Source organism: Psychrobacter sp. ENNN9_III (assembly GCF_001462175.1).
GTDB lineage: Bacteria > Pseudomonadota > Gammaproteobacteria > Pseudomonadales > Moraxellaceae > Psychrobacter.
The window spans coordinates 1-22,804 of record NZ_LNUO01000196.1 but is presented as its reverse complement, the minus strand read 5'-3'; the positions used below and the strand labels follow the sequence as shown (position 1 = coordinate 22,804).

The following is a 22,804-nucleotide window of genomic DNA, read 5'->3' as shown; positions in this document are numbered from 1 at the left end:
CTCTAATAATTAGAGGTCTTTTTTTATTGTATAAAACTTAAGCTTTTTAAGCCGTCAACTAGGTAGAGATTTTCTTATACTTCATACGCTTAGGCGTGGCATCGTCACCCATGGTCTTTTTGCGATAGGTTTCAAACTCAGAGTAGTTACCATCGAACCAGATAGGGCCTTCTTCTTCAAAGGCCAAGATATGTGTGGCGATACGATCAAGGAACCAGCGATCATGCGAAACCACCATGACCGTACCTGGGAATACTTGAATCGCATCCTCTAGCGCACGTAGGGTCTCGATATCCAAATCGTTTGAGGGCTCATCAAGAAGCAAAACGTTGGCGCCCTGCTTTAGCGTTTTAGCCAACTGCAAGCGGTTACGCTCACCACCAGATAGCTGCCCGACGTGCTTTTGCTGGTCTGAACCTTTAAAGTTAAAGCGGCCAATATAAGCACGACTTGGCGTAGTATAGTCACCAACGGTGATAATATCTAAGCCATCAGACACTTCTTCCCAGACGGTTTTATTGTCATCTAGGTTGTCACGTACCTGACCGACATAAGCGACTTTGACACTTTCACCCAAGTCAACCGAGCCTGTATCTGGCGTATCACGTTCGGTAATCATATTAAATAGCGTAGTTTTACCTGCACCATTTGGACCGATGATACCGACGATAGCACCCGCTGGGACGTTAAAGCTAAGGTTTTCATAAAGCAAGCGATCACCGAATGACTTGGAGATATCGTTGACTTCGATGACTTTGTTACCCAAACGTGGACCAGGTGGAATATAAATCTCAGAGGTCTCGTTACGTTTTTGGAACTCTTGTGAGTTTAGCTCTTCAAAACGCTGTACACGAGATTTGGACTTCGCTTGCTGGCCTTTTTGGTTTTTACGAATCCACTCAAGCTCTTTTTTGAGTGCTTTAGCAAACGACTCTTCTTGCTTGTTCTGCTGCTCAAGGCGATTGTTCTTTTGCTCTAGCCACTCAGTATAGTTGCCCTCGTACGGATAGCCATGACCACGGTCAAGCTCTAAGATCCACTGCGCCACATTGTCCAAGAAATAACGATCATGGGTAATAGCCACGATCGTACCGCTGTAGTTCTGTAAGAATAGCTCAAGCCAAGCGACAGATTCGGCGTCCAAATGGTTGGTCGGCTCATCAAGCAATAGCATGTCAGGACGCGACAATAATAGACGACATAGGGCCACACGGCGCTTCTCGCCACCTGACAGTTTGCTAACGTCAGCACCCCATGGCGGCAGACGTAGTGCATCAGCCGCTTTTTCTAGCTGAGTGTTTAAGTTGTGCGCATCCCATGCTTGAATAATATCTTCCATCTTGCCTTGTTCTTCAGCAAGTTTATCAAAATCGGCATCAGGTTCTGCATATTCAGCATAAATCGCATCCAGACGATCAAGCGCATCTAACGCCTCACGCATACCGTCTTCGACATTACCACGGACGTCTTTACTATCATCAAGCTGCGGCTCCTGCGGCAAGTAACCGACTTTCGTACCTGTTTGTGCACGTGCTTCACCGCTAAACTCAGTATCGACGCCTGCCATGATACGTAGCAAAGTCGATTTGCCAGAACCGTTGATACCGAGTACACCGATCTTGGCACCTGGGAAAAATGATAAATTAATGTTTTTTAGGATTTCGCGCTTGGGCGGAACAAGTTTTGACACGTTGTTCATCGTGTAAATATATTGAGCCATTGACACTCCGATAGACTACATAGACGAGGACTGTCATCACAATTAGCGATTATGCTAAGTGAACTGCGCCTCAAAAATCAGGGTTATAAATTGTCTGCTATTATCGCATTGTGGCGCATGCCCTGCAAGCTAACCGCAGCTTTTACAGCTGGTTTTGTGTCTTCTGCAACAAAGCGTGACACCTTTGATATAAAAGCTTCTATAAAAAATAGCATCCTAGCGTGTACACTTAAGAATAATAACGTTTGCTCTATTCACTTTTACTATAAGCCACTGGTCAACGATTTTATTATCACTGATAATTATCATTAAGTTAAATTGTTAGCTTCAAACGTGATGGTATCGATTGTGAATACCATACGCATTTAATTTTAATAATAAAGGAGAGTTTTATGAGTACAGTAAATAGTCAAAAATTGGACATTACTCACAACGAACAAGCAAACCGCTTTGAGACTACGATTGAAGGTCAAACTGGCTATATCAGTTATCAAAAGCGCGGCGTTACTTTGGTTTATGACCATACAATTGTACCGCAAGCCCTAGGTGGCCGCGGAGTTGGTTCAGAATTGGTCAAACATGCCTTAGACTATGCACGTGACCATGACAGAAAGGTTGTTCCACAATGCTCTTTTGTATCTTCATATATCAGCAAGCATCCAGAATACAAAGATCTGCTATAACGTCGGTATAAGACATATTAGTATGACATGATTACGTAGTCTGTCATGGTATTTATCACCATTTAAATGATTCATTCTAATCTTACATAGTAGAACCGATCAACCAATTGTCCTACCTATCTATTTAACCTCACTATATATTTCTTAATGGATATATGGCAGGATATAAAGGATAGGTGGGTTTTTTGTTCTATCTTAAATCAGCAAACATAACAATAAAGGATATCGATATGAGTAGTTTATCCAACAAACAAGTTGATATGCAGCTAGAAGACCTTACCGGTTGGCAGCGTGATGGGAATAGCATAGTAAAAACTTACCACTTTAGTAACTTCGTCGAAGCCATCAGCTTTATGAATCAAGCCGCATTTTATGCTGAAGCACTTGAACATCATCCTGAATGGAAAAATATTTATAATATCGTTGAAGTACGTTTGACGACCAGTGATACGGGCGGTATTACCAGTCATGATATTCGTCTAGCAAAACGCATGGAGCATATTATTCAGCCCAAACGTCTATAATGTCCACGAAAGCACAATGATTGACGTCTCTGATTGACGCAGAGTTGATAAATACAAAAATAAAAACGTCCCCATTTGAGGACGTTTTTTTATTTCACATAAGCGATGATTAACAATTATGAGTACATTATACTGTTTACATACTGTTTACATTTTGCGGCTAACGAACGCCACAATAAATAGAATAACCGCTACTGCTAAGAAAATGTAAGCCAGATTAGCAGACAAGCCAGCAACACCGCCGAACCCTAATAAACTCGCTAATAAAGCGATAACAGCAAATATAATCGCCCAACGAAACATAATCATTCTCCTTAAATAAAAAGCATCCGACATTTGAATAAAGCAAACTCACGTACATCAGGAATATATTTAGTTGTTAACCTATAAACAATTAGTACTTTCCAGTTCGCTAAATCTCATTACCCTTAGTGCTTATTGTTGTTAATATTATTTCTTATAAGTTGTAGTAGTAGATTAGCAATCTTTTAGAGCAGATAAACGTTCAGTTTGGTAATGATCACGATATGTTATGTAACTTATGTATGCTCATTGCCCCGTTTTGGACAAATTTAAGTTATTACACATTTATTAAACCAACCTATAGGTGATATGGTTTTAAGATTGCCTTGAACTTATGACACTGTTAAATATGTACTTGATGTAAAACCTTAATTATCAGTCTGCTTTTATTTATCTAAAAAATAGTAAGGAAAAAATATGAATAATGATATGGATACTCAAAAACGTACATACGCTGTTGTTTTATACGGCGCAACAAGCTTCGTTGGTCAAATTACTGCGCATTATTTGGCGCAATTTTTGGCAGATAATGGTAAGCAAAGTGGTGAAGGTTCACAATCCGTCACTTGGGCTATCGCTGGTCGCGACCAAGAAAAACTAGAAAAACTGCAATCAGAGCTAAGCTCAGCGCAGCAGAATGGAGACTCAGAAGCGAAGGTCGATATTATTGTCGCTAATAGTAACGATGATGCCAGCCTTGATAAGATGACCAAGCAAACACAAGTTATTATCTCAACGGTTGGTCCCTATCTCAAATATGGTGAACCTCTGATTAAATCTTGTACCAAAAACGGTACCGACTATGTCGACCTCACAGGTGAAGCTATTTTTATTAAAGATATGATGGACAAATACCAAGACGCTGCCAAGCAAAGTGGCGCGCGTATTGTAAACTCTTGCGGCTTTGACTCTATCCCCTCAGACCTGGGTGTCTACTATACTCAGCAACAAGCTGAGAAAAAGTTTGATGAGGCTTGTACTGTTATCAATATGAGAGTTAAAGCGGCAAAAGGTGGTTTGTCAGGCGGAACGGTTGCTTCTATGGCTACTATATTTGAAGAAGTCGGTCAAGATAAAAAGCGCCGTAAGCAAGTTGCTAACCCTTACTTACTCAATGACGATAAAGACGCGCCTAACGTACGTCAAGAAAATGTCAGCCGACCTGAGTATGATGATGAACACAAGCGCTGGTTGGCGCCGTTTGTAATGGCAAGTATTAATACGCGCATCGTTCACCGCAGTAATCAGCTTTTGGGCTACGAATATGGTCGTGATTTCAAATATGATGAAGCGATGTGGATGAAGGATGGTATGAAAGGCAAGCTGATGAGCTATGGTATGAGTGCAGGATTATTGAGCTTTGCTACGGCAATGGTATTTAAGCCAAGTCGCGAGCTGCTCTCAAAACATATCTTACCAAAATCAGGCTCTGGACCATCTAAAGAAGAGCAAGAAAACGGCTATTTTGATATTCGCTTCTTTGGTGAGACTGCCAACAATGATAATATCAATACTAAAGTTACAGGTGATAAAGACCCAGGTTACGGCAGCACGTCACGTATGCTTGCTCAATCAGCCTTATGTCTCGCTCAAGACATTGCTAAAGAGGATGTGTCAGGTGGTTTTTGGACACCAGCTTCTGCGATGGGCGATAAGTTATTGACGCGCTTAGAGGCTCACGCCGGTCTTAGCTTTGAAGTTGTTGACCACCAATAATCGCAAAAATATATATCATTAATGATAGCCGCATTTTACTTATAGAGTGCGGCTTTTTTATTTTGAACTCTCAAACATTCAAGTAACTCAACAGCGTCCTTTAATCTTTTAATGACTAAACTGATATCTAGCAAGTTCGCTAAATAAGACGCAAAGCCGTTAATGTTATCAAACGATAATTGTGTATTTTATGCGTAAGCAATATTGCCGATTAATCGTTATATGCCACACAACGACACACTTTGTTAATGCAATGAAACAGCGACAGCCAAATATATCACGTACCCTTAATTAAGTTATCGACCTGTGAAGATTGTGTCTACAAATCTGATTAAATAAAACTTTGAGACAGCGCTTGTATAACAACGATGAATAACAACAATTAAGAGGAGTTTATTATGAAATTAAATATATTAACGACAGCTATGTTAGCGTCAGGCTTAGCTATGTTTGCACATTCTGCCAATGCTGCCATGGTTACTGATGGGCATGGCAATGTAGGCTACGACAGCTATGAAGAATGTGTCACAGCGGTAAAAGACGGCTCTGCTAAATTCTACACCCCTTATACTTATCAAGAGCCAAAACGCCGCGCTGGTGAAGCTTCTGTCAAAAAAATGCTTTTGTCCGAAGTCATGATCCCTCAAAGTGTGGTTAGTAGCAATGATTTGCAGACGTCGGATTATGCAGCGGGTGCTTGTGATTTAGGTGTCGGTCAATCGGATGGTCGCTACGGTGTTTCAGGAGCATTGGTTGGAAAATATGTCCCTATTGCCCCTGATATGCCTGTCAACGTCTACATGGATAATCGTGGTCATCCTGTACGTCTAAGTATGCAGCAGTGCGACAATCATTTTGGTGATAAGTTTCCAACTCCTGTGGTAAGCGAGGCTGTAGCTCCTGAAGCGCAAGTAGCTGTGGCAGAGGTGCGCACTGTAGAACCAGTTGTCATTGAAACCAAACGCGTTATTCGTCCCACTAAATATAGTGTAAAAGAAGTTATTTATGCCCCAGAAGACCAGATTAAACGTATTGAAACGGCAGAAGGTACAGCGGTAGCCATCGAAGATGGTACTGAGCGTGCTACGATCATTGGTCAAGAAGCAGACGAGCAAATCGTTGATAAGATCGAAATCAATCAGACGTTTCCAGTCACTCGTGTGCCTAACAATGATACACAGCAGCGTGTCGTAGACCCAAATACTGGTAAATACGTCATTGTAGAATAAAGAGCTGACTTATGATTAAAGGAAAATGTGTCGTATTTGATTAATTTTAAATCGTGGATAAGTTGATTAAATTTTATACAAACTTATAGACACAGCACTTGCATAACGTCACACGAATACATCAATCTGTTAGACCTTTAATGAGTTTACTACTGAAATACCAGCCTGAAAGCTGGTATTTTGCGTGTTGAGATTATAGCTATTTTATAAATCTTTTTTACTTATATGTATCATGACAATCTATAAAGCAATTGTCATGATTTTGTTTTATCTACAGTTGACGTTTTTAAATATATTACACATCTATATTTAAAACGTTAAGTAGATAGATACCCTTAGGAATAACGCTAAGTAACGATCAAGCTTAAGCGTATTTTAAGCTGATTAATAAAACTTGTGACTCAAGGAATTAACTGATGCAAAATCGTACTTTATCATTGATTATCGGCACAGCTTTAGCTATGCCAGGTATAGCCATGGCTGCTCCTATGGATCAGGGCAATATTACACCAGCAGATATGCGTGTTACTCCTGCTCCCAATACTCTACAAGCTGAGATTGAAGGCCCAGATGGTGAGTTATTGGCCACTCAACCGGGTGAAGTAGAAAGTGATGTAAATGTTGCTGAAACAAACTCTGACGAGATGAACGATCCAAACATGATGGGCAACCCTGATGAGATGAATGACCCAAACATGATGGGCAATCCTGATGAGATGAACGATCCAAACATGATGGAAAACCCTGAAGAGATGGCCAATCCTGTCTCTGAGCAAGCTGCACCGCAAGCGCTAAACCAACAACATAGCAATAATGAATATCAACCATTGATTGCAGGCGAGGTTCTTAACGATGACCCTAACAGCGCAAACGCAACAGTTACGCTACAAGAGAAAACTAAAGACAACCGTGGTGAGTTACTAGCAACTCAGCCTGCCGAAGTTGAATTTAGCGAAAATCGCCGTGTTGTTCCACGTTAATACTCTTTAACCAATTGATTAAGTTATAGCTGGTTAAAGATATATAGCTATTGGAAACATACGTGACGTTCATAAAAAAAGGCAGCCACTAGGCTGCCTTTCTTATATATCTCTATTCATAAAAAAAAGGCAGCCACTAGGCTGCCTTTCTTATATATCTCTATTAATTACTTTTTACTACTTCTTAGTTTTCGTCACGCCCGCTTCTTGTAGCAGTGCCCCAAGCGTACCCATTTTACTTGGTAACTCAGTCTTTTCAGCTTTTGACGCCTTACTACGACTATTGGCAGGCTTGTCCTGACGGTTGCCACGTGACTTTGCTGGACGCTTATCCGCTGCCGGACGATTGCTGCGTGGACGACTGGTTTTGTCATCATTACCAGTGTTTGCTGCAGTAGGCTTCGCTGCTGGACGTGCTGGCTTTTCAGACTCAGGTTTCATACTAAAACCAATGCGACCACGTTTTTCATCGATAGAAATGACGCGCACCGAAACGATGTCACCTGGTTTGACACGGTTCATCGGATCGGCAACGAAATCATTGGCCATCTGTGAGATATGTACCAAACCATCTTGATGTACGCCGACATCAACGAAACAACCAAAGGCAGTCACGTTGGTCACGACGCCTTCAAGCTGCATACCCTCTTCTAAGTCCTTGATACTGTTTACGTCTTCACGGAAATTAGCAGTTTTGAACTCAGGACGCGGATCGCGGGCTGGTTTTGCCAGCTCTTCGATGATGGCTTTTACACTAATATTGTCATCATTTGCCGCGAGCGCGGTCGTATCGATAGTATTTAGTACACCATCGTTACCGAGCACCTCTGGCAATGCTTTGTCTGTTTGCGCCAGTAAGCTATCAACCAAATCATAGCTTTCTGGATGCACGCCTGTGGCGTCCAGCGGGTTACTGCCGTCATGAATACGTAGAAAGCCTGCTGCTTGCTCAAAGGTCTTAGCGCCTAAGCGTGGGACGTTTTTGAGCGCCTCACGACTATCAAATGCGCCATGCTCTTTACGGTAAGTGACGATTTGCTGGGCGACATTTTTGTTCAAACCTGCAATGTGCGCTAAAATAGCAGGACTTGCCGTATTGACATCAACACCGACAGCGTTCACGCTATCTTGAGTCACTTTATCAAGGCTATCTGCTAGCTGGCTTTGGTTCACATCATGCTGATATTGACCAACACCAATCGCTTTTGGATCAACCTTTACCAGCTCCGAGAGTGGATCTTGCAAGCGGCGAGCGATAGACACCGCGCCGCGTACAGACACATCTAGATTGGCAAGCTCATCACTGGCAAGCTCGCTTGCAGAATAGACTGATGCGCCAGACTCATTGACGATGACGGCTTTGGCTTTTAGCGCAGTATTGGCCGCCAAAATCTCTTTTACCATCGCGTCTGTTTCGCGGCTAGCAGTACCATTGCCAATAGCCACTAGATCAACGTCATAAGTACTTAATAACTCATCAATGACTTTTTTGGCCTCAGTCAACTTATTGTCAGGCGCAAATGGATAGACAGTTGCTACTACAGGCTTGTCTTCGCTATCTAGCATAACATGACCTTGAGCATCGATAATCGCCATTTTGACGCCATGACGAATACCAGGATCGACCCCCAAAATGACTTTACGACCAGCTGGTGCTGACATCAATAAATGCTGCAGGTTATTGGCAAATACATCAATTGCATCGGCCTCAGCAGTCAGACGCTTTTCAGTCAACAAACGATGCTCAATATGCGGACGCCATTTGTCTTTCCACAGGCTGCTAGCCGCTTGTGCTAAAAACTCACGACGCTCAGCAGGCGCTTTGGCATCGACATCGAAATGACTAATGATTTTTTCGATGAACGGTGCATCTTCGCCTTCAATTTTGAGACCCAAGACGTTTTCTTGACGACCTCGCAGCATCGCCAATAAGCGGTGATTAGGCAGACGCGCAAGGCTTTCGCTATGCTCAAAGTAATCTTTGAATTTTTCACCGACTTCGCGCTTTTCATCACTTGCAACAGTGGAGACAATACTGGCCGTTTTTGCAAAACCGTTACGTAAATCATCAAGTAGATTTAGCGCTTGTGTCCACTCATCGACGATGATGGCTTGTACACCAGCCAGCTGTTTATCGATGTCACCAAAGTCAATTTCAATCTCATTACCGCTATCATCAGAAAGGCTACTTGGTGCTTGATAGTCAGCCAAAGCCTCTGTTGGGGTAATCTCTTGCGTCAAGACCGCTTGTGCTACCACATCGAGACCAGCGGCGCGTGCTTTGGCGGCCGGTGAACGGCGACGCGGACGGTACGGTAAATAAATGTCTTCAAGCTCAAGCTTAGACGTCGCATTATCGATACGGGTCTGCAACTCGTCTGTCAAATTGCCTTGTGTGCGTAGTAGCTCAGTAATCTTGAGGCGACGTGTTGCCATATCACGTTCATAATTGAGCGACTTTTCTAGAGCACGTAGCTGCGCATCATCTAGATTTTGCGTCTTTTCTTTGCGATATCGCGCAATGAATGGAACTGTTGCCCCTTCATCGTAGAGTTTGACAAACGCATTGACTTGAGCAGTCTTAATGCCAAGCGCGCGAGCAAGTTTGTCGTGAATATTCGCGTGTGTGGTTGCATCCAGACCCTGTAAATTCGTCGAGGGTTGAGACGCCGTTAAGGTATCAGTGCTACTCATATCCGTATCAATCGTTGAGAAATGTAGTTTGGCATTATAGCAAAAGCTGCATGAATAAAAATCCTTTTTATATCTTCATTACTTATCATAGTCTTTATCGCTCAAATAATAGTCTTTATGGTTTAAATTTTCATATAAACTAGCGCTAATCGCTACGTTAAACAAACGCATACAGCATTTATGTCTATGGATGATGCAATTGCCTGTCCAATCTTATACACTAAAGCTAGAGGATTAAAAATGCCAATCTGCCTCAAACCCTTCAATAAAGGTATGAATGGTTAGATTTGCTCTAAAAGCTCTTTTTTTATTTATATAGATAAAATAATTGTCTTCAAAAACTGTTTTTAATACTGATAATTTTTTTAGGATTTTGACCGTAGAATTTCTGGTTTTATGTTATAAGTGTTTAACGGGATAGATACAGTATAAATTACATTAACCGTCAAATAGACTGATATGAGCTCAATACGATCAATACCGCATGAGGGTATGAATATCTGATTCATCGATGATCGATAATAATCATAATTTTTGCTAATAATCTTTGGTAATAGCAGTTTTTGACAATAAAAGTTTTTGGTAATAATAATATTTATTAAAGGATATCTGCATGACTGATAATAAAAGCACCGATAGCATGACTCAACGTATCTTAGTCGTCGATGACGATGCGCGCTTGCGTTCTTTATTGCAGCGTTTTCTAGAAGATGATGGCTTTGTAGTACGGACAGCTCACGATGCCAGTCAAATGGACAAATTAATGCAGCGTGAACTGTTTTCGTTAGTAGTGTTGGATTTGATGCTACCAGGAGAAGACGGTATCAGTATTTGTAGACGTCTACGCGATGACAATGGTGATATTCCAATCATCATGCTGACCGCTAAAGGTGGCGATGCAGATCGTATCGCAGGTTTGGAGGCAGGCGCTGATGATTACTTGCCCAAGCCCTTTAATCCAAAAGAGCTATTAGCACGTATCAAAGCGGTATTACGTCGTCAAAACCGTGAGCTACCAGGTGCGCCAAGCTATCAGCTAGAAGTGGTTGAGTTTGGACCATGGACGCTTGACTTGTCTACGCGTACGCTTAAAAGGGATGGCAATGTGGTGACATTGACGACAGGTGAGTTTTCTGTCTTAAAGGCCCTCGTACAGCATCCACGCGAACCATTGACTCGTGATAAGCTCATGAACCTTGCTCGTGGCCGTGAATGGGGCGCTATGGAACGCTCAATCGATGTTCAAGTATCGCGCCTGCGTCGTCTAATAGAAGACAACCCGTCACAAGCTCGCTATATCCAGACAGTTTGGGGTGTGGGCTATGTATTCGTTCCAGATGAGTCGGATACTGAAGCTGAAAACGGGTAAGAGCTAAGCGCTTAGGAGCTATAGTGACAGACAATAACTCTTCCCCTCACAAATCTGGCGTTCGTACAGACCACCATCCAGCGACTCTAGATGAGCATAAAAGTGCTCGTTATGATAAAGAAGATTCAAAGTCGAGTCATTCTGTATCAGAACATAGTTTGACTACTGTACTTAAACAATTAGACCCTGATAAAGATGCGGGCAAGGTAAATATCGGCGATATCATGGATACGCTTAACTCTAAAGGCTTTGGGCCTTTGATATTTGCCCCTGCCCTCATTGCTATCATGCCAACAGGCGGCATCCCTGGGGTGCCAACGGTTTGTGGTGTGATAATTACTTTGATCAGCATCCAGATGCTCTTTGGTAAAGAGCGACCTTGGTTACCGCAATTTGTTGATAATATCTCTTTTGATGAGGACAAACTGCACAAAGGGGTGCACATTGCATCAAAAGCCACGAAGTGGATTGACAAAGTCGTTAAACCCAGACTTGAGTCGCTAACCTCTAATAAGGCAAAAAAGTTGGCGGCAGCCCTTTGTATTTTTGCCGCCCTTGCTATGATTCCTCTTGAGCTAATGCCTTTCGCAGTTATGATACCTGCGGCCTCTGTCATTTTATTTGCCATCGCTTTGATTACAGAAGATGGGTATGTGTTTTTAGCCGGCTTACTGCTAAATCTGGCCACTATTTATTTTTTGATTACTCAAGTACTTTTATAAAAAACAACCGCATTAGGTTGGTTTTTTATGGTAAATATAAGATTATTAGCGCAATTGACTGTCCTTACTGCCGCGGCGATTAAATAGCTCTGCCGCTCTTGCATCTTTTTCAAGCTCAGTCTGACAGCCAATGCAGTGCTGAACACCAGGTACAGCCATACGCCGCGCCTGTGGAATCGAGTTGCCACATTCATCACAAAATTCAGCACTATCACCCTTAGGTATGGCACTTCTGACACGATCTAATGCATCATTAACGGTTGCATCCATCTGTTCGTGCTCAGCACCATCTCTTGACCAACCACCTGCCATAATTTATCCTTTCTTTTAATAAAAATCTTTAAGAACAAATAGATGGGGCTAAATATCATTGTTTTCAATACTCTTGTCGGTGGCAATACTTAAGAAAACAAAGCTGGCTATCAGTACGTTTTAATCTTTTGGTTGTAACGCGATGACTTGTCCGCGTACACCAATACTGTCATCACTCATCAGACAGACATAACCTGCCATGATATCCTCAGGTGTTTTGAGACTCATAGGATTTTCACCAGGGAATGCATGCGCACGCATGTTGGTACGCGTACCGCCCGGATTGATACAATTAAAGCGCAAACGAGTCGTGTTTTGTGTCTCTTGAGTAAAGATATCACTCATGCCTTCTACGGCTTGCTTTGAGAGCGCATATGCACCCCAAAATGCACGCGGATGTGTACCAACGGTACTAGAGGTAAAGACGATAGAACCATTGTCCGCATCTTTGAGTAATGGTAGCAATGCTTGGGTCAGCATAAAGTTAGCGGTAAAGTTGACTTTCATCACTTTTTCAAAGGTATCGACATCGTACATCTCAAGTGGTGTCAGCTCACCTAATAACCCTGCATTGTGCAGTACGCCATCAAGTTGACCGATTTCTTTGACGATCAAGCCTTCTAATTGCTGCATTTCTGCGTAAGTGGCTTTCTCTAAGTCCATCGGTAACATCGCAGGTTGTTTAGCGCCCAAACTTTCAATCTCATCATAGACAGCTTCAAGCTTACTGGTGGTACGACCGAGTAACAGTACCGTTGCGCCATAGCGCGCATAGGTCAATGCAGCAACACGTCCAATACCATCTCCTGCACCTGTTACTAAGATGGTTTTTCCATCCAGACAATTATCCTGTGGCTCAAAAGTACGAATATCATCATGATTTAGAGGCTGATTAACGTTGTCGCTCATAGATTCGTCCACTACTTATCCATTTATAATAAAGTTTATTTTTAGAGTATAAGGCTGGCTTGAGATAACTGGCCAGAAATATCGAAACATTCAAACCAAATACATTGAAGTTATATATATTCAAACTTACTGGGTGATAATAGTAACTTGCTCAGCTGCTTGGGCGTATCAACAATATGATCTGCGCCCCAGCTCTTTAGGCTTTTTTGATCTTCAGGTGGAATATACCCATAAGCAGCCAAAATCGTCGACATCCCAGCCGCCTTCCCAGCTTCTATATCACGTATATGATCGCCTACATACAGCACGCAACCAGCAGCGCCACGTGGTATCCCAAGCTTTTCTAGGGCCATATACATGGGCTCTGGATCAGGCTTGGTACGTGATACATCGTCGGGACATACCAAAACCGCACAGCGCTCATCCAACTGCATCACTTTGAGCAGTTGCTCTGACAAGTAACGCGGTTTATTGGTTACAATACCCCATGGCACGCCTTTTTTTTCAAGTGTCTCCAATACCGCTTCAAGCTCATCAAATACGCAGCTGTCGACACAGATATCTGCTTCATAATCATCCAAAAACTGCTGACGAAAACCAAGCAAGGCTTCTTCGCTCGTCTCGATTTGATCGTTGTGACGTAGCATGAGTTGCACCATAGCCGATGCACCAGCAGAAACTTGCTCACGAATCTGAGCCTCAGGCGGTGCTTGCCAACTGTTTTGTATACTCATCTTACCAATAATACGTACAAAATCTGCTGCAGTATCAATAAGCGTACCATCCAAATCAAACAAAACAGCTTTTACAAATTGAGTCATATCGTCTGCTCTTATTATTAATAATTTATGTTAAACCAGTGGCTTTTGGACAGCGAGCATGTAATTAACATCGACATTTTGTGCCAACCAATAGCGTTTGGTTAACGGGTTATAATGAAGCCCGATGATATCCTGACGGTGGAAGCCTGAGTTTAATGCCATTTTATCAAGCTCAGCTGGAGTGATAAATTTTGCATAGTCATGTGTGCCGCGATCTAGCAAGCGCAATATATACTCTGCTCCGACAATCGCAAACAAGTAAGACTTTGGATTGCGATTGATGGTAGAGAGCACACAGACACCGCCTGGGGCTAGCAGATCATAACATGCTTGTACAATCGCGCTAGGATCTGGTACGTGTTCGAGCATCTCCATGCAGGTCACTACATCGAACTGTCCTGCATGAGTGGCTGCTAGGCTCTCAACAGGCACATGCTGATAACGTAAACAATCCTCCAAACTGCTTTGCTCTGCATGTAAGCTGGCCGCTTTTAAATTCTCAGTACCCAAATCAATACCGGTGACATCAGCGCCGCGGCGTGCCATCGATTCGGCTAATATGCCACCGCCGCAGCCAACATCTAATATCTTTTTGCCAGTCAGACCCGTTTCAGCCGTTTTGTTAGCATTACTGTCTTGATCGCTACTTTGATAGCCACGTTTGACGTTTTCTTCTATCCAGTTAAGACGTAGCGGATTGATATGGTGTAAAGTTGCAAATGCACCCGTACTATCCCACCACTCGCTAGCAAGTTTATTAAACTTATCGACTTCGCTTGGATCAACATTGGTGATATCTGTATTGTCTGCAATATCGGCTGTCATCATATCTGACTGAAAGTCATTAGGTGAAGATGAATTGGCTAAGCTCATGGTGTTTCCTTTATTGTCATTATTTATCTGTTATGCGTTGTTATGCGCTATCATAGGCTTTATGTTAGCATGAGAGCGCGCGCTTTGTCGTAAGGACATCGTGACCGATTATTAGAGGTATTGTTAACTTATGCCAAGTGATATATACCTTTAAATTATGAATTGACCGATCAAAAACAACTGTTTAATTTGTTTGTAGGTAAGGTTGCGTAAATACTATCTAACAGCTTTACAACGGTTGATTAAGAATCCGGTTCACAAACAGCTCTATTTTACGTTATTATAAGCAGCTTGCGCCTAGCGCTTTATCAATAAACATCGTCACTAAAAATTTAAACATTTATTCCCAAAGGAAGACGTATGAAACGTGTCATCACATTGACTGGTCTGGCTATTGCCATTGGAATCGCCAATATGGGCGCACAAGCAGCTGATTATGTCGCAGGGAAGGACTACCGCGTCCTAGACAACCCAGAGAAGATCAGCGGTGATGCTATTATCGTACGCGAATTCTTTTGGTATGGTTGCCCTCATTGTAACGTTCTTAATCCGCACATGGAAAAATGGGCCAAGACTAAAGATAAAGACGTGGCTTTCTTTAAAACGCCAGCAGCGCTAAACCCAGTTTGGGAAGCCAGTGCGCGCGGTTTTTATGCCGCGCAGCTATTGGGTTACGAAAACAAAACCCATGATGCATTGTTTGATGCTGTTCATAAAGACGGCAAACAGCTGTTTGATCAAGCTTCGTTAAGCAAATGGTACGCGACAAAAGGCGTTGATCAAAAGAAATTCAACAGCTTGTACAACTCATTTGCAGTGGGTACCAAAATCGGCCGCTCACAAGCAGGTGCTAAACGCTATCAGCTCTCTGGTGTACCAGCAGTGGTCGTGCAAGGCAAATACGTGGTAACAGGTGAAAGCGCAACTGTTCCTAAAGTAGTAGATTATCTAGTAGACAAAGTCCGCGCTGAGAAAAAATAAGTTAGTAATTACTATTTTTCCATAAAAAGGCCAATCATTAATGATTGGCTTTTTTATTGCACTTGTAAACATAATGGCTCTATAGCATTTTTATTTATGATATAGCTATCAATAGCTATCAAACGTATCAATACTTTAGCTGAGTCAAAATCGCAACTTCTCGGATATAACTGGCCAGATCTTGTTCCGATTCTACTAGTAGCTCGTCATCTTGCATATGTTTGGCATACTCAATCCAAAGCAACAGTTGATATAAGCTATTGCGCTCTGAGGCTTTATACTGTTTTACAAACTGCTTGAGCGTACCTTCATCATTGATATTAAGCCTACCCCGCCAGCTTTCAATTTTAGCAATTTGTTCATTGGGGAAAAAAGCATCAAACAGTGCTTTTACCAGTTCATGGCGGTTTTCTTCGCTAATAAGCTTACCAACACGTTTGGTCTGGCGATTACGAGCATTTGCGCTAGTGATATCAGCAAGTGCCATCAACTCTGCCATAAAGTAATCACTGGCAGGTAGATTTTTGAGCTGCTTTTTTGATAAGTTGGCAAGCGGTATCGACAGCTCTTGCAAACGCTCATGAGCTTTTTTGAGTTCGGTGCGTGATACGCGCATATCCTGTTCTGACCAGTTAATCATATAAGCTTTCCAAAATAATAAGTAAAAATTAGGGGCGATGGGCGACCATTTGCACCAGCATGACCTCTATGTTGCATCATGAATATCGCCTACCTACTCATGCTACCAGCAGTCATAAAACTACCAACGGCGTTTTTCACGATGCTTGGCCACAACCGTCAAGCCTTGGGGCAGACTCTTTGCAAGATAATGTTGCAGCTGTTCAGTAATAAAGACTGAGCGATGCTTGCCGCCCGTACAGCCTATAGCGACTGTCACCGTATGACGATTGTTGTGCAAAAAATCTGGCAACCAACGATCCAAAAATGTAGCGATGTCATCGGTCATCTCGGCCACTTCTGGATAATCAGCGAAAAACTCACCAACCTTTGGATCAAGTCCGGTTGCCGTACGCAGCTCAGGATTCCAGTGCGGGTTTGGTAAAATTCTCACATCAAATATAAAATCAGCATCGATAGGACTGCCATATTTAAAACCAAAAGACAGCAGATTGATCACAATCTTATTGTCTGCACCAATGTGATCTCGCAGACGATCTTTTAGCTGATGAATGTTTAATTTACTTGTATCAATTTTTATATCAGCATAACTGGCAATAGGCTCTAGTAACTCTTCTTCTTTTTTGATAGCAGCGGGCAGATTGTATGTCGGATAGGTAGAGCTTTCAAAATCTTGAGCCATTAAAGGATGGACGCGGCGAGTGGCATTGAAGCGTGCCACTAAAATAGCGTCTTGCGCGGTCACATAGATCACTTTGACCGTCTGTTCCCCGTAGGTTTGCTTTAGCACCTTATGAATAGAGGCAAACTTGCTCAAGTCTGCACGTGGAGTACGGATATCGACACCAAGGGCAATACGGCGAATACAACTCTCACCAACCAACTTATCAACGGCATTAGGTACCAAGGAAAGTGGTAAATTATCAATAGAGTAATAGCCCAAATCCTCTAAAATATTTAATACTGAGGTCTTACCTGATCCTGAACGTCCTGAGACCACAAGAATGCTGACACTATTGTCTTGTAACTTTTCTATTATTACTTGCTCTGATGTTACTTTGTTTTCTTGGTTTGGGCCTGCTGCTTCCATGATCCACCATCCTAGTTTGTTCAATCACTGACGCATACGTTGTATAGTCGATACCAAATAAAATCAATACGTTGTAACGTGATGCGCAACTGGTATAAATATTTCTTGCTCGCTGTGTCTACGCTGACAGAGGCTACAAAAAATTTATATCAGTCTCGCTGTATCGTTTTTATAGTGAATTGACTATATTTCATCATCTACTTTGTCTACGAGCATGTTAAGCGTTTTCTGTCTTTTTAGTATTACCACACGTTGTGAATCCATCATTAAAAAGACTCATTGATAGTGAAAAACTCGTTATCTAATAGACGGGCTCTTCCCAACCAAGCGGCAACTAAAATAATAAGCCGTTTGTCCGCTATATCAAAATCTTTAGCATCGATTATCGAATCTAGCTGATCAGTTTTTATCTCTAAATAATCAACCCTAAAACCAGCATCAGTAAGACGTAGGTGGGTCTCTACCAATGAGGCTTCCATCCTTTGTTGACTTAGCTTACCAGTTGCTAGCTGCTGAGCCAGACGTTGTAGCTCTTGATGTAGTACCGGTGCGATTTGACGCTCAGTGTTAGTTAGATACTGATTGCGCGAGGACAATGCTAAACCATCATCAGCACGGACAATAGGCGCGCCTATGATTTCAATTTGATAACTTAGGTCGCGTACTAACTGCTTAATAATTGCTAACTGCTGGTAGTCTTTTTGACCGAATACGGCCAGATCAGGTTGTATGATATTAAACAGTTTAGATACCACAATCCCAACACCATCGAAGTGTCCAGGACGCGATTGACCACATAATTGTTTGGCAATAGACCCAGCAAGAACAGTAGTCGGTGGCGGCAATACAGGGTACATCTCATCGATACTCGGCGCAAAGACATAATCAGCATTGACGGTTGTCAGTTTTGCAACATCGCTATCAAGTGTGCGTGGATAACTGTCAAAATCCTCCCCTTCACCAAACTGAGTAGGATTGACAAAGATACTCACGATTACGATATCCGCGTGCTGCTTAGCAAGCGTTACTAGCTCAAGATGGCCTTCATGCAAATTGCCCATCGTTGGCACTAAAGCAATACGCTGTTGCCCACGATAACTCTGTAAAGCGGTACGCATCGCTGAGATATGATGAATGACTGGCATTATTAGATATTCTTCTCTATAAGCGTTAAAAGCAAAAGGTTAGGATACACCCTAACTAAACTGGTGCTGCTCTGCTGGAAAACTGCCTTCGCGTACTGACTGCTGATAAAGCGCAAAAGCGCCTTCAATACTATGTGTCGTATTGCGCTCATCGGTCAAAAAGTCATGGACAAATCGTGGAACTCGGCCATGCACCATACCTAGCATGTCATGCATAACCAATACTTGACCGTCCGTATCTGCACCTGCACCGATTCCGATCACCGGCACCGCAACCGCTTGTGTAACTGCTTTGGCAAGATCAGCGGGCACACACTCTAGTACGAGTAGCGCCGCACCAGCAGCGACGACTGCTTTAGCATCAGACAGCAGTTTATCAGCGGCTGCATCACCGCGGCCTTGGATTTTGTAGCCACCAAAAACATTGACCGATTGCGGCGTCAAACCAAGATGCACACAAGTTGGCGTGCCTGCTTGCGCTAAGGTGGTAACCAACTCACAAAGCTCACTACCGCCTTCAATCTTAATCACATGTGCCCCAGCTTGCATAAGTCTGCGACTATTGATGACTGCATCTGGTAGCGTCACATAGCTCATAAATGGCAAGTCAGCAAATATTAGGGCGCTGTCGTTGCTTCGCGCGACATTGGCAGTATGATATACCATATCGTCGACGGTAACTGGTAGGGTTGAGTCGTGGCCTTGGACGACCATACCCAAACTATCTCCTATTAAGATAGTGTCAATCTGCGCCTTATCCATCATGCGTGCAAACATCGAGTCGTAACACGTCAGACACGTGAACTTAGTACCGTCTTTTTTAAATTTATTTAACGTAGATAATGTCGTCATATGAGCCTCAATTGCTTATCAATGTATCTAATTACCCGACTACCCATGCATTTATCTGACTATCAGTGTGCTGCTACTTTCAATAAACACTCAATCTGCTGCTAGCTTCTTTAGGCCTGTCCAATCACTACTGGGCACATAGCTATCTATAGGCTTGCCTGCAATGATAAGCTGTGGCGCTAACTCTCGTAATGGTATTAAGACAAAATTACGCTCAGGCAGTCCAGCATGCGGTATGGTTAGTTGCGGCTCTGCAATTTGCGCTTCACCATATAATAAAATATCGACATCCAGACTACGTTCACCCCAACGTCGTATGCGTGCACGCTTAGCTTGCTCTTCTAGCTGCTGGCAAAATGCAAGCAACGCAAAAGGTGACAACGTTGTCTCAAAACCAGCGACCGCATTAACAAAGTCTGGCTGATCTTGCGGTCCCATCGGTACTGAGGCATAAAACGAAGAAACCCGAACATCATGTATTTGTTGATGCTCGCTCAGCGCTGCAAGTGCTTGCTGCAAATGCTCTATAGGTGAACCTAATTCATTAGCCAGATTGCTACCTAGGCCTACATAGGCTGTCACCCACTTGTCATTGCCCCTATCGTTATTCATATTAGACATTATCGGTACTAGGCTGACGACGGCGACGCTTTGATGGTACAGGACCTTTGTCGTTATCGGCTTGAGCGTTTTTATTGGGTTTTGGGTTTGGTGTCTTTGCTGGCTTATTCTCTGTAGTAGATTCGGTACGTGCTACTGTCTTTTTGGCCTTCGTATCGACTTCACTCTTAAACTGCTCTGCCGGTTTCGGCGCTTTTTTGGCGTACTTAGTGGCAGTTTTTGATGCAGGCTCATTATCAGCGCTGATAGCAACACTGGGCTCACGGCGGCGACGCTTATGCGGTATCGGCTCGTTATTCATACTGACTAACGCAGGCGATCTTGCTATCGTTTGAGTGGCCTTTTGTTTAGAGGTAGAAGGTGATGGTTTGTCTTCTAAGTGCTCTGACTGATGCGCTTCTTTATTAGCCGATGCATTTTTAGCGACGGTCTTTTTTTTGCTCAGGCTTTTGATGAGGCTTAGTCTTATCTCCAGCCGTCTTAGGCTTATCGCTACCTGATAGCTGCTTTTGTAATGGCGGCACGACGCTTTGGTGTTCGATGACGAACAACGGCGCAGGTTGGGCGTTTTGCTGCTTATCCGACATTTGCTTATTGCTACTAGCAAGAGATAACTTTTGTAACTGCGCAAGCTCATCAGTAGCTTGTTTTACTAGCTGCGTAGCATCAGCCTTACTTTTATGGCTACCAGATTGCTTAGCCGTGGTAGTCTGACTGGCGGCGCGGCGACGACGTGCTGGAATGTTTGACGAATCATTTGTCATTGTCTGATCACTATTACGGTTTTCGGCACTGCTACTGGCTTTACCATTAGTCTTACTGTGCGGTACGCTTTTTTGATTGGACAGCGATTTATCAGCGGTATCGGCCTCTGATTTTTGACGATTGCGCCCGCGACCACGCTGGCCTTTCTTATAAGCACCGCGGCGAATACTTTCATCAAAATCATCGATTGCTTGTTGCTGCTGACGCTCAGACAAGGTCTGATAAGTCTGCCACCACTCGCCCATACCATTGGTCGACTCTGATAACGGATGCTCAGCATCACCGCACTGCTCACGCAATAATAAAAAAGTCAAAACCAGCGCGAAAGCGTGGATGTTCAGAGAGCTGGACGATTTGCTTACTACGCGGGGCGGCAAGCTTTGGCTGCAAGATCCAAATGTCACGGATGAACTGCTCAGCGAACTTTGGAATCGCCGTCTTGATACGTTGACGATCGATAACTTTACCAGCCGCATACATCTGTGCTTCAGCGAAAGGCATGTTACGCTTTTTGGCTTTTTCTAACTGATGCAGATAATTTTCCCATAACAGGGCTGCATAAAAAAACGCTGGATTGATACTTTTACCTGCCGCAATGCGCTTATCAGTATTGATAGCCACTTGTTTGACTAAGGCGCTTGGCTCAGATGGCGGATAAATGATGAGGCTATCAATCGCACCGGACTCAAACAATAGTGGCAACAATGGTACTAAGTAGCCACCAGTAAACATCTTCTGCGTTTCATCATAAAGGCGATGCGGAGATATCTGGTCAAGTAGCGCCCAATTATCATCATGAAACTGCTCGGAGAGCTCTTTGTCAAATTCAAAGCCCAACTTGGCTTTAAAACGTAAGGCACGTAACAATCTTACTGGATCTTCTTCGATACGAACGGGGGCATGACCTAATAGGCGAATGATTTTATTATTAATATCTTCAATCGCCCCACAAAAATCATGAACCACGCCTTTGAGTGGCTGATAGTACAACGCGTTGATAGAGAAATCGCGACGAGAGAAGTCTTGTTTGATATCGCCCCAGACATTGTCACGAAGGATCATACCATCCTGATTGGTATTGGCGTTACTCGTCGGTGGACCACGAAACGTCGCTACTTCAATTAGCTCTCGCCCTGAATACACATGTGCCAACTGAAAGCGACGACCGATAATGCGGCAGCGCTTACCAAAGACGTCTTTGATCTCATGTGGCTTGGCATCAGTCACTGCATCAAAGTCTTTTGGGCGCAGACCCAATAAGGTATCGCGCACACCACCACCAACGATATAGGCATCAAACCCAGCACGGGTCAATGTCGCGATCACTTCAGTAATGGAATTGGGTAATTCAGATTTATTCAGTTCTAACTGCTTGGCGGCACGCTCGGCCATGCATCTACTCCTCGCCGGTATTCTTTAACCACCACTGACGAACACAGCGTTTGTCAGGCGGATGTAACTACTAGTTTAACAAATTTTGTGCGTGGTAGGTGCGTTATGACATTTACTTACGTGCTATTTTGTCAATATTAGGGTTAATTAAAGCAAAATAATGCTATTAATCTTGCACCCTTAAACGACTTCGATTTTTCTCAATCGTTTTTGCGCCGATACCTTTGACCTTCATTAATTCATCAACCGTCTTAAAATCGCCAAACATGTCACGATACAAAATAATTGCTTGAGCTTTACTACTACCGATACCGTTTAGTGAAACCAGCTCACCCTCAGAAGCACGATTGATATTGACGGTAGATTGATCGCGCGCTTGTGTTTTGGCATTCTCTTGCGCTAAAAGGTACTCATAAGCACTTTGTGGATTATCAAAACAAGGCGCCGCATTCCCACTATTTGGC

The 22,804-nt window shown here is 43.1% G+C and carries 21 protein-coding genes and 1 pseudogene; 8 read left to right on the top strand and 14 right to left on the bottom strand.

The features are described 5' to 3' along the window. Nucleotides 1–58: 58 nt before the first annotated feature. Nucleotides 59–1,720 carry an energy-dependent translational throttle protein EttA gene (gene ettA, locus PENNN9_RS11885; RefSeq protein WP_058369877.1) on the bottom strand — a complete coding sequence of 554 codons (1,662 nt, stop codon included), beginning with the start codon at nt 1,718–1,720 and terminating at the stop codon, nt 59–61. 392 nt (nt 1,721–2,112) lie between these two features. Here ettA and PENNN9_RS11875 point away from each other — a divergent pair, with 392 nt between their 5' ends. Together PENNN9_RS11875 and PENNN9_RS11870 are read left to right on the top strand one after the other, a co-directional pair. Continuing rightward, nucleotides 2,113–2,403 carry a GNAT family N-acetyltransferase gene (locus tag PENNN9_RS11875; protein WP_058369875.1) on the top strand — a complete coding sequence of 97 codons (291 nt, stop codon included), beginning with the start codon at nt 2,113–2,115 and terminating at the stop codon, nt 2,401–2,403. 230 nt (nt 2,404–2,633) lie between these two features. Continuing rightward, the gene (locus tag PENNN9_RS11870; RefSeq protein ID WP_058369874.1) at nt 2,634–2,927 is read left to right on the top strand and encodes a 4a-hydroxytetrahydrobiopterin dehydratase; all 294 of its coding nucleotides are present in this window, start codon (nt 2,634–2,636) and stop codon (nt 2,925–2,927) included. 147 nt (nt 2,928–3,074) lie between these two features. Here PENNN9_RS11870 and PENNN9_RS12600 read toward each other — a convergent pair whose 3' ends face one another. Continuing rightward, complete coding sequence (locus PENNN9_RS12600; RefSeq protein WP_021814049.1) at nt 3,075–3,230, bottom strand: DUF1328 domain-containing protein; 156 nt, start codon at nt 3,228–3,230, stop codon at nt 3,075–3,077. A 417-nt stretch (nt 3,231–3,647) separates the two neighbouring features. Between PENNN9_RS12600 and PENNN9_RS11865 the strand changes: the two genes are divergently transcribed. The 3 genes from PENNN9_RS11865 to PENNN9_RS11855 all read left to right on the top strand — a co-directional run bounded on the left by PENNN9_RS11865 (nt 3,648) and on the right by PENNN9_RS11855 (nt 7,155). Then, nucleotides 3,648–4,946, top strand: coding sequence for a saccharopine dehydrogenase family protein (locus tag PENNN9_RS11865; RefSeq protein WP_082638087.1), 1,299 nt, complete (start codon nt 3,648–3,650; stop codon nt 4,944–4,946). A 398-nt stretch (nt 4,947–5,344) separates the two neighbouring features. Continuing rightward, nucleotides 5,345–6,175 carry a hypothetical protein gene (locus PENNN9_RS11860; protein ID WP_058369873.1) on the top strand — a complete coding sequence of 277 codons (831 nt, stop codon included), beginning with the start codon at nt 5,345–5,347 and terminating at the stop codon, nt 6,173–6,175. A gap of 416 nt (nt 6,176–6,591) precedes the next feature. Further along, complete coding sequence (locus tag PENNN9_RS11855; RefSeq protein WP_058369872.1) at nt 6,592–7,155, top strand: hypothetical protein; 564 nt, start codon at nt 6,592–6,594, stop codon at nt 7,153–7,155. Nucleotides 7,156–7,332: 177 nt separating this feature from the next. On the opposite strand, the gene PENNN9_RS11850 is transcribed toward PENNN9_RS11855, so the two are convergent. After that, entirely contained in the window at nt 7,333–9,849 is a 2,517-nt protein-coding gene (locus PENNN9_RS11850; RefSeq protein ID WP_058369871.1) for a Tex family protein, read from the bottom strand. Nucleotides 9,850–10,462: 613 nt separating this feature from the next. On the opposite strand from PENNN9_RS11850, the gene ompR reads away from it, so the two are divergent. Beyond that, a complete protein-coding gene (gene ompR / locus PENNN9_RS11845) occupies nt 10,463–11,218 on the top strand; it encodes a two-component system response regulator OmpR (protein ID WP_058369870.1) in 756 nt (251 codons plus the stop codon). 23 nt (nt 11,219–11,241) lie between these two features. Next, on the top strand, nt 11,242–11,940 hold the full coding sequence (locus PENNN9_RS11840) for an exopolysaccharide biosynthesis protein (RefSeq protein ID WP_058369869.1): 699 nt from the start codon (nt 11,242–11,244) through the stop codon (nt 11,938–11,940). A 45-nt stretch (nt 11,941–11,985) separates the two neighbouring features. Here PENNN9_RS11840 and PENNN9_RS11835 read toward each other — a convergent pair whose 3' ends face one another. The 4 genes from PENNN9_RS11835 to ubiG all read right to left on the bottom strand — a co-directional run bounded on the left by PENNN9_RS11835 (nt 11,986) and on the right by ubiG (nt 14,810). Next, nucleotides 11,986–12,252: a DksA/TraR family C4-type zinc finger protein gene (locus PENNN9_RS11835; RefSeq protein ID WP_058369868.1), complete on the bottom strand. Its 267-nt coding sequence runs from the start codon at nt 12,250–12,252 to the stop codon at nt 11,986–11,988. Between the two features lie 120 nt (nt 12,253–12,372). Then, on the bottom strand, nt 12,373–13,161 hold the full coding sequence (locus PENNN9_RS11830) for a YciK family oxidoreductase (protein ID WP_058369867.1): 789 nt from the start codon (nt 13,159–13,161) through the stop codon (nt 12,373–12,375). A 110-nt stretch (nt 13,162–13,271) separates the two neighbouring features. Beyond that, nucleotides 13,272–13,982, bottom strand: a complete 711-nt coding sequence (locus tag PENNN9_RS11825; RefSeq protein WP_058369866.1) for an HAD family hydrolase — start codon at nt 13,980–13,982, stop codon at nt 13,272–13,274. Nucleotides 13,983–14,012: 30 nt separating this feature from the next. Next, nucleotides 14,013–14,810 carry a bifunctional 2-polyprenyl-6-hydroxyphenol methylase/3-demethylubiquinol 3-O-methyltransferase UbiG gene (gene ubiG, locus PENNN9_RS11820; protein WP_227511821.1) on the bottom strand — a complete coding sequence of 266 codons (798 nt, stop codon included), beginning with the start codon at nt 14,808–14,810 and terminating at the stop codon, nt 14,013–14,015. A gap of 405 nt (nt 14,811–15,215) precedes the next feature. Here ubiG and PENNN9_RS11815 point away from each other — a divergent pair, with 405 nt between their 5' ends. After that, entirely contained in the window at nt 15,216–15,836 is a 621-nt protein-coding gene (locus tag PENNN9_RS11815; protein WP_058369864.1) for a thiol:disulfide interchange protein DsbA/DsbL, read from the top strand. A 127-nt stretch (nt 15,837–15,963) separates the two neighbouring features. Here PENNN9_RS11815 and yjgA read toward each other — a convergent pair whose 3' ends face one another. The 7 genes and pseudogenes from yjgA to PENNN9_RS12875 form a co-directional block, all read right to left on the bottom strand. Next, on the bottom strand, nt 15,964–16,476 hold the full coding sequence (gene yjgA / locus PENNN9_RS11810; protein ID WP_058369863.1) for a ribosome biogenesis factor YjgA: 513 nt from the start codon (nt 16,474–16,476) through the stop codon (nt 15,964–15,966). Nucleotides 16,477–16,596: 120 nt separating this feature from the next. Continuing rightward, nucleotides 16,597–17,565, bottom strand: a complete 969-nt coding sequence (rapZ, locus tag PENNN9_RS11805) for an RNase adapter RapZ (RefSeq protein WP_143505702.1) — start codon at nt 17,563–17,565, stop codon at nt 16,597–16,599. Between the two features lie 266 nt (nt 17,566–17,831). Next, nucleotides 17,832–18,710, bottom strand: a complete 879-nt coding sequence (panC, locus tag PENNN9_RS11800) for a pantoate--beta-alanine ligase (RefSeq protein WP_058369862.1) — start codon at nt 18,708–18,710, stop codon at nt 17,832–17,834. 51 nt (nt 18,711–18,761) lie between these two features. After that, nucleotides 18,762–19,562 (bottom strand): 3-methyl-2-oxobutanoate hydroxymethyltransferase, encoded by an 801-nt coding sequence (gene panB / locus PENNN9_RS11795; protein WP_058369861.1) that lies wholly within the window; start codon nt 19,560–19,562, stop codon nt 18,762–18,764. A gap of 90 nt (nt 19,563–19,652) precedes the next feature. Then, entirely contained in the window at nt 19,653–20,174 is a 522-nt protein-coding gene (gene folK / locus PENNN9_RS11790; protein ID WP_413771752.1) for a 2-amino-4-hydroxy-6-hydroxymethyldihydropteridine diphosphokinase, read from the bottom strand. A 1-nt stretch (nt 20,175) separates the two neighbouring features. After that, a pseudogene (pcnB, locus tag PENNN9_RS11785) lies at nt 20,176–22,340 on the bottom strand (polynucleotide adenylyltransferase PcnB). 166 nt (nt 22,341–22,506) lie between these two features. Next, nucleotides 22,507–22,804: ComEA family DNA-binding protein (locus PENNN9_RS12875; protein ID WP_058369859.1), on the bottom strand; the 298-nt coding region annotated here is incomplete at its 5' end.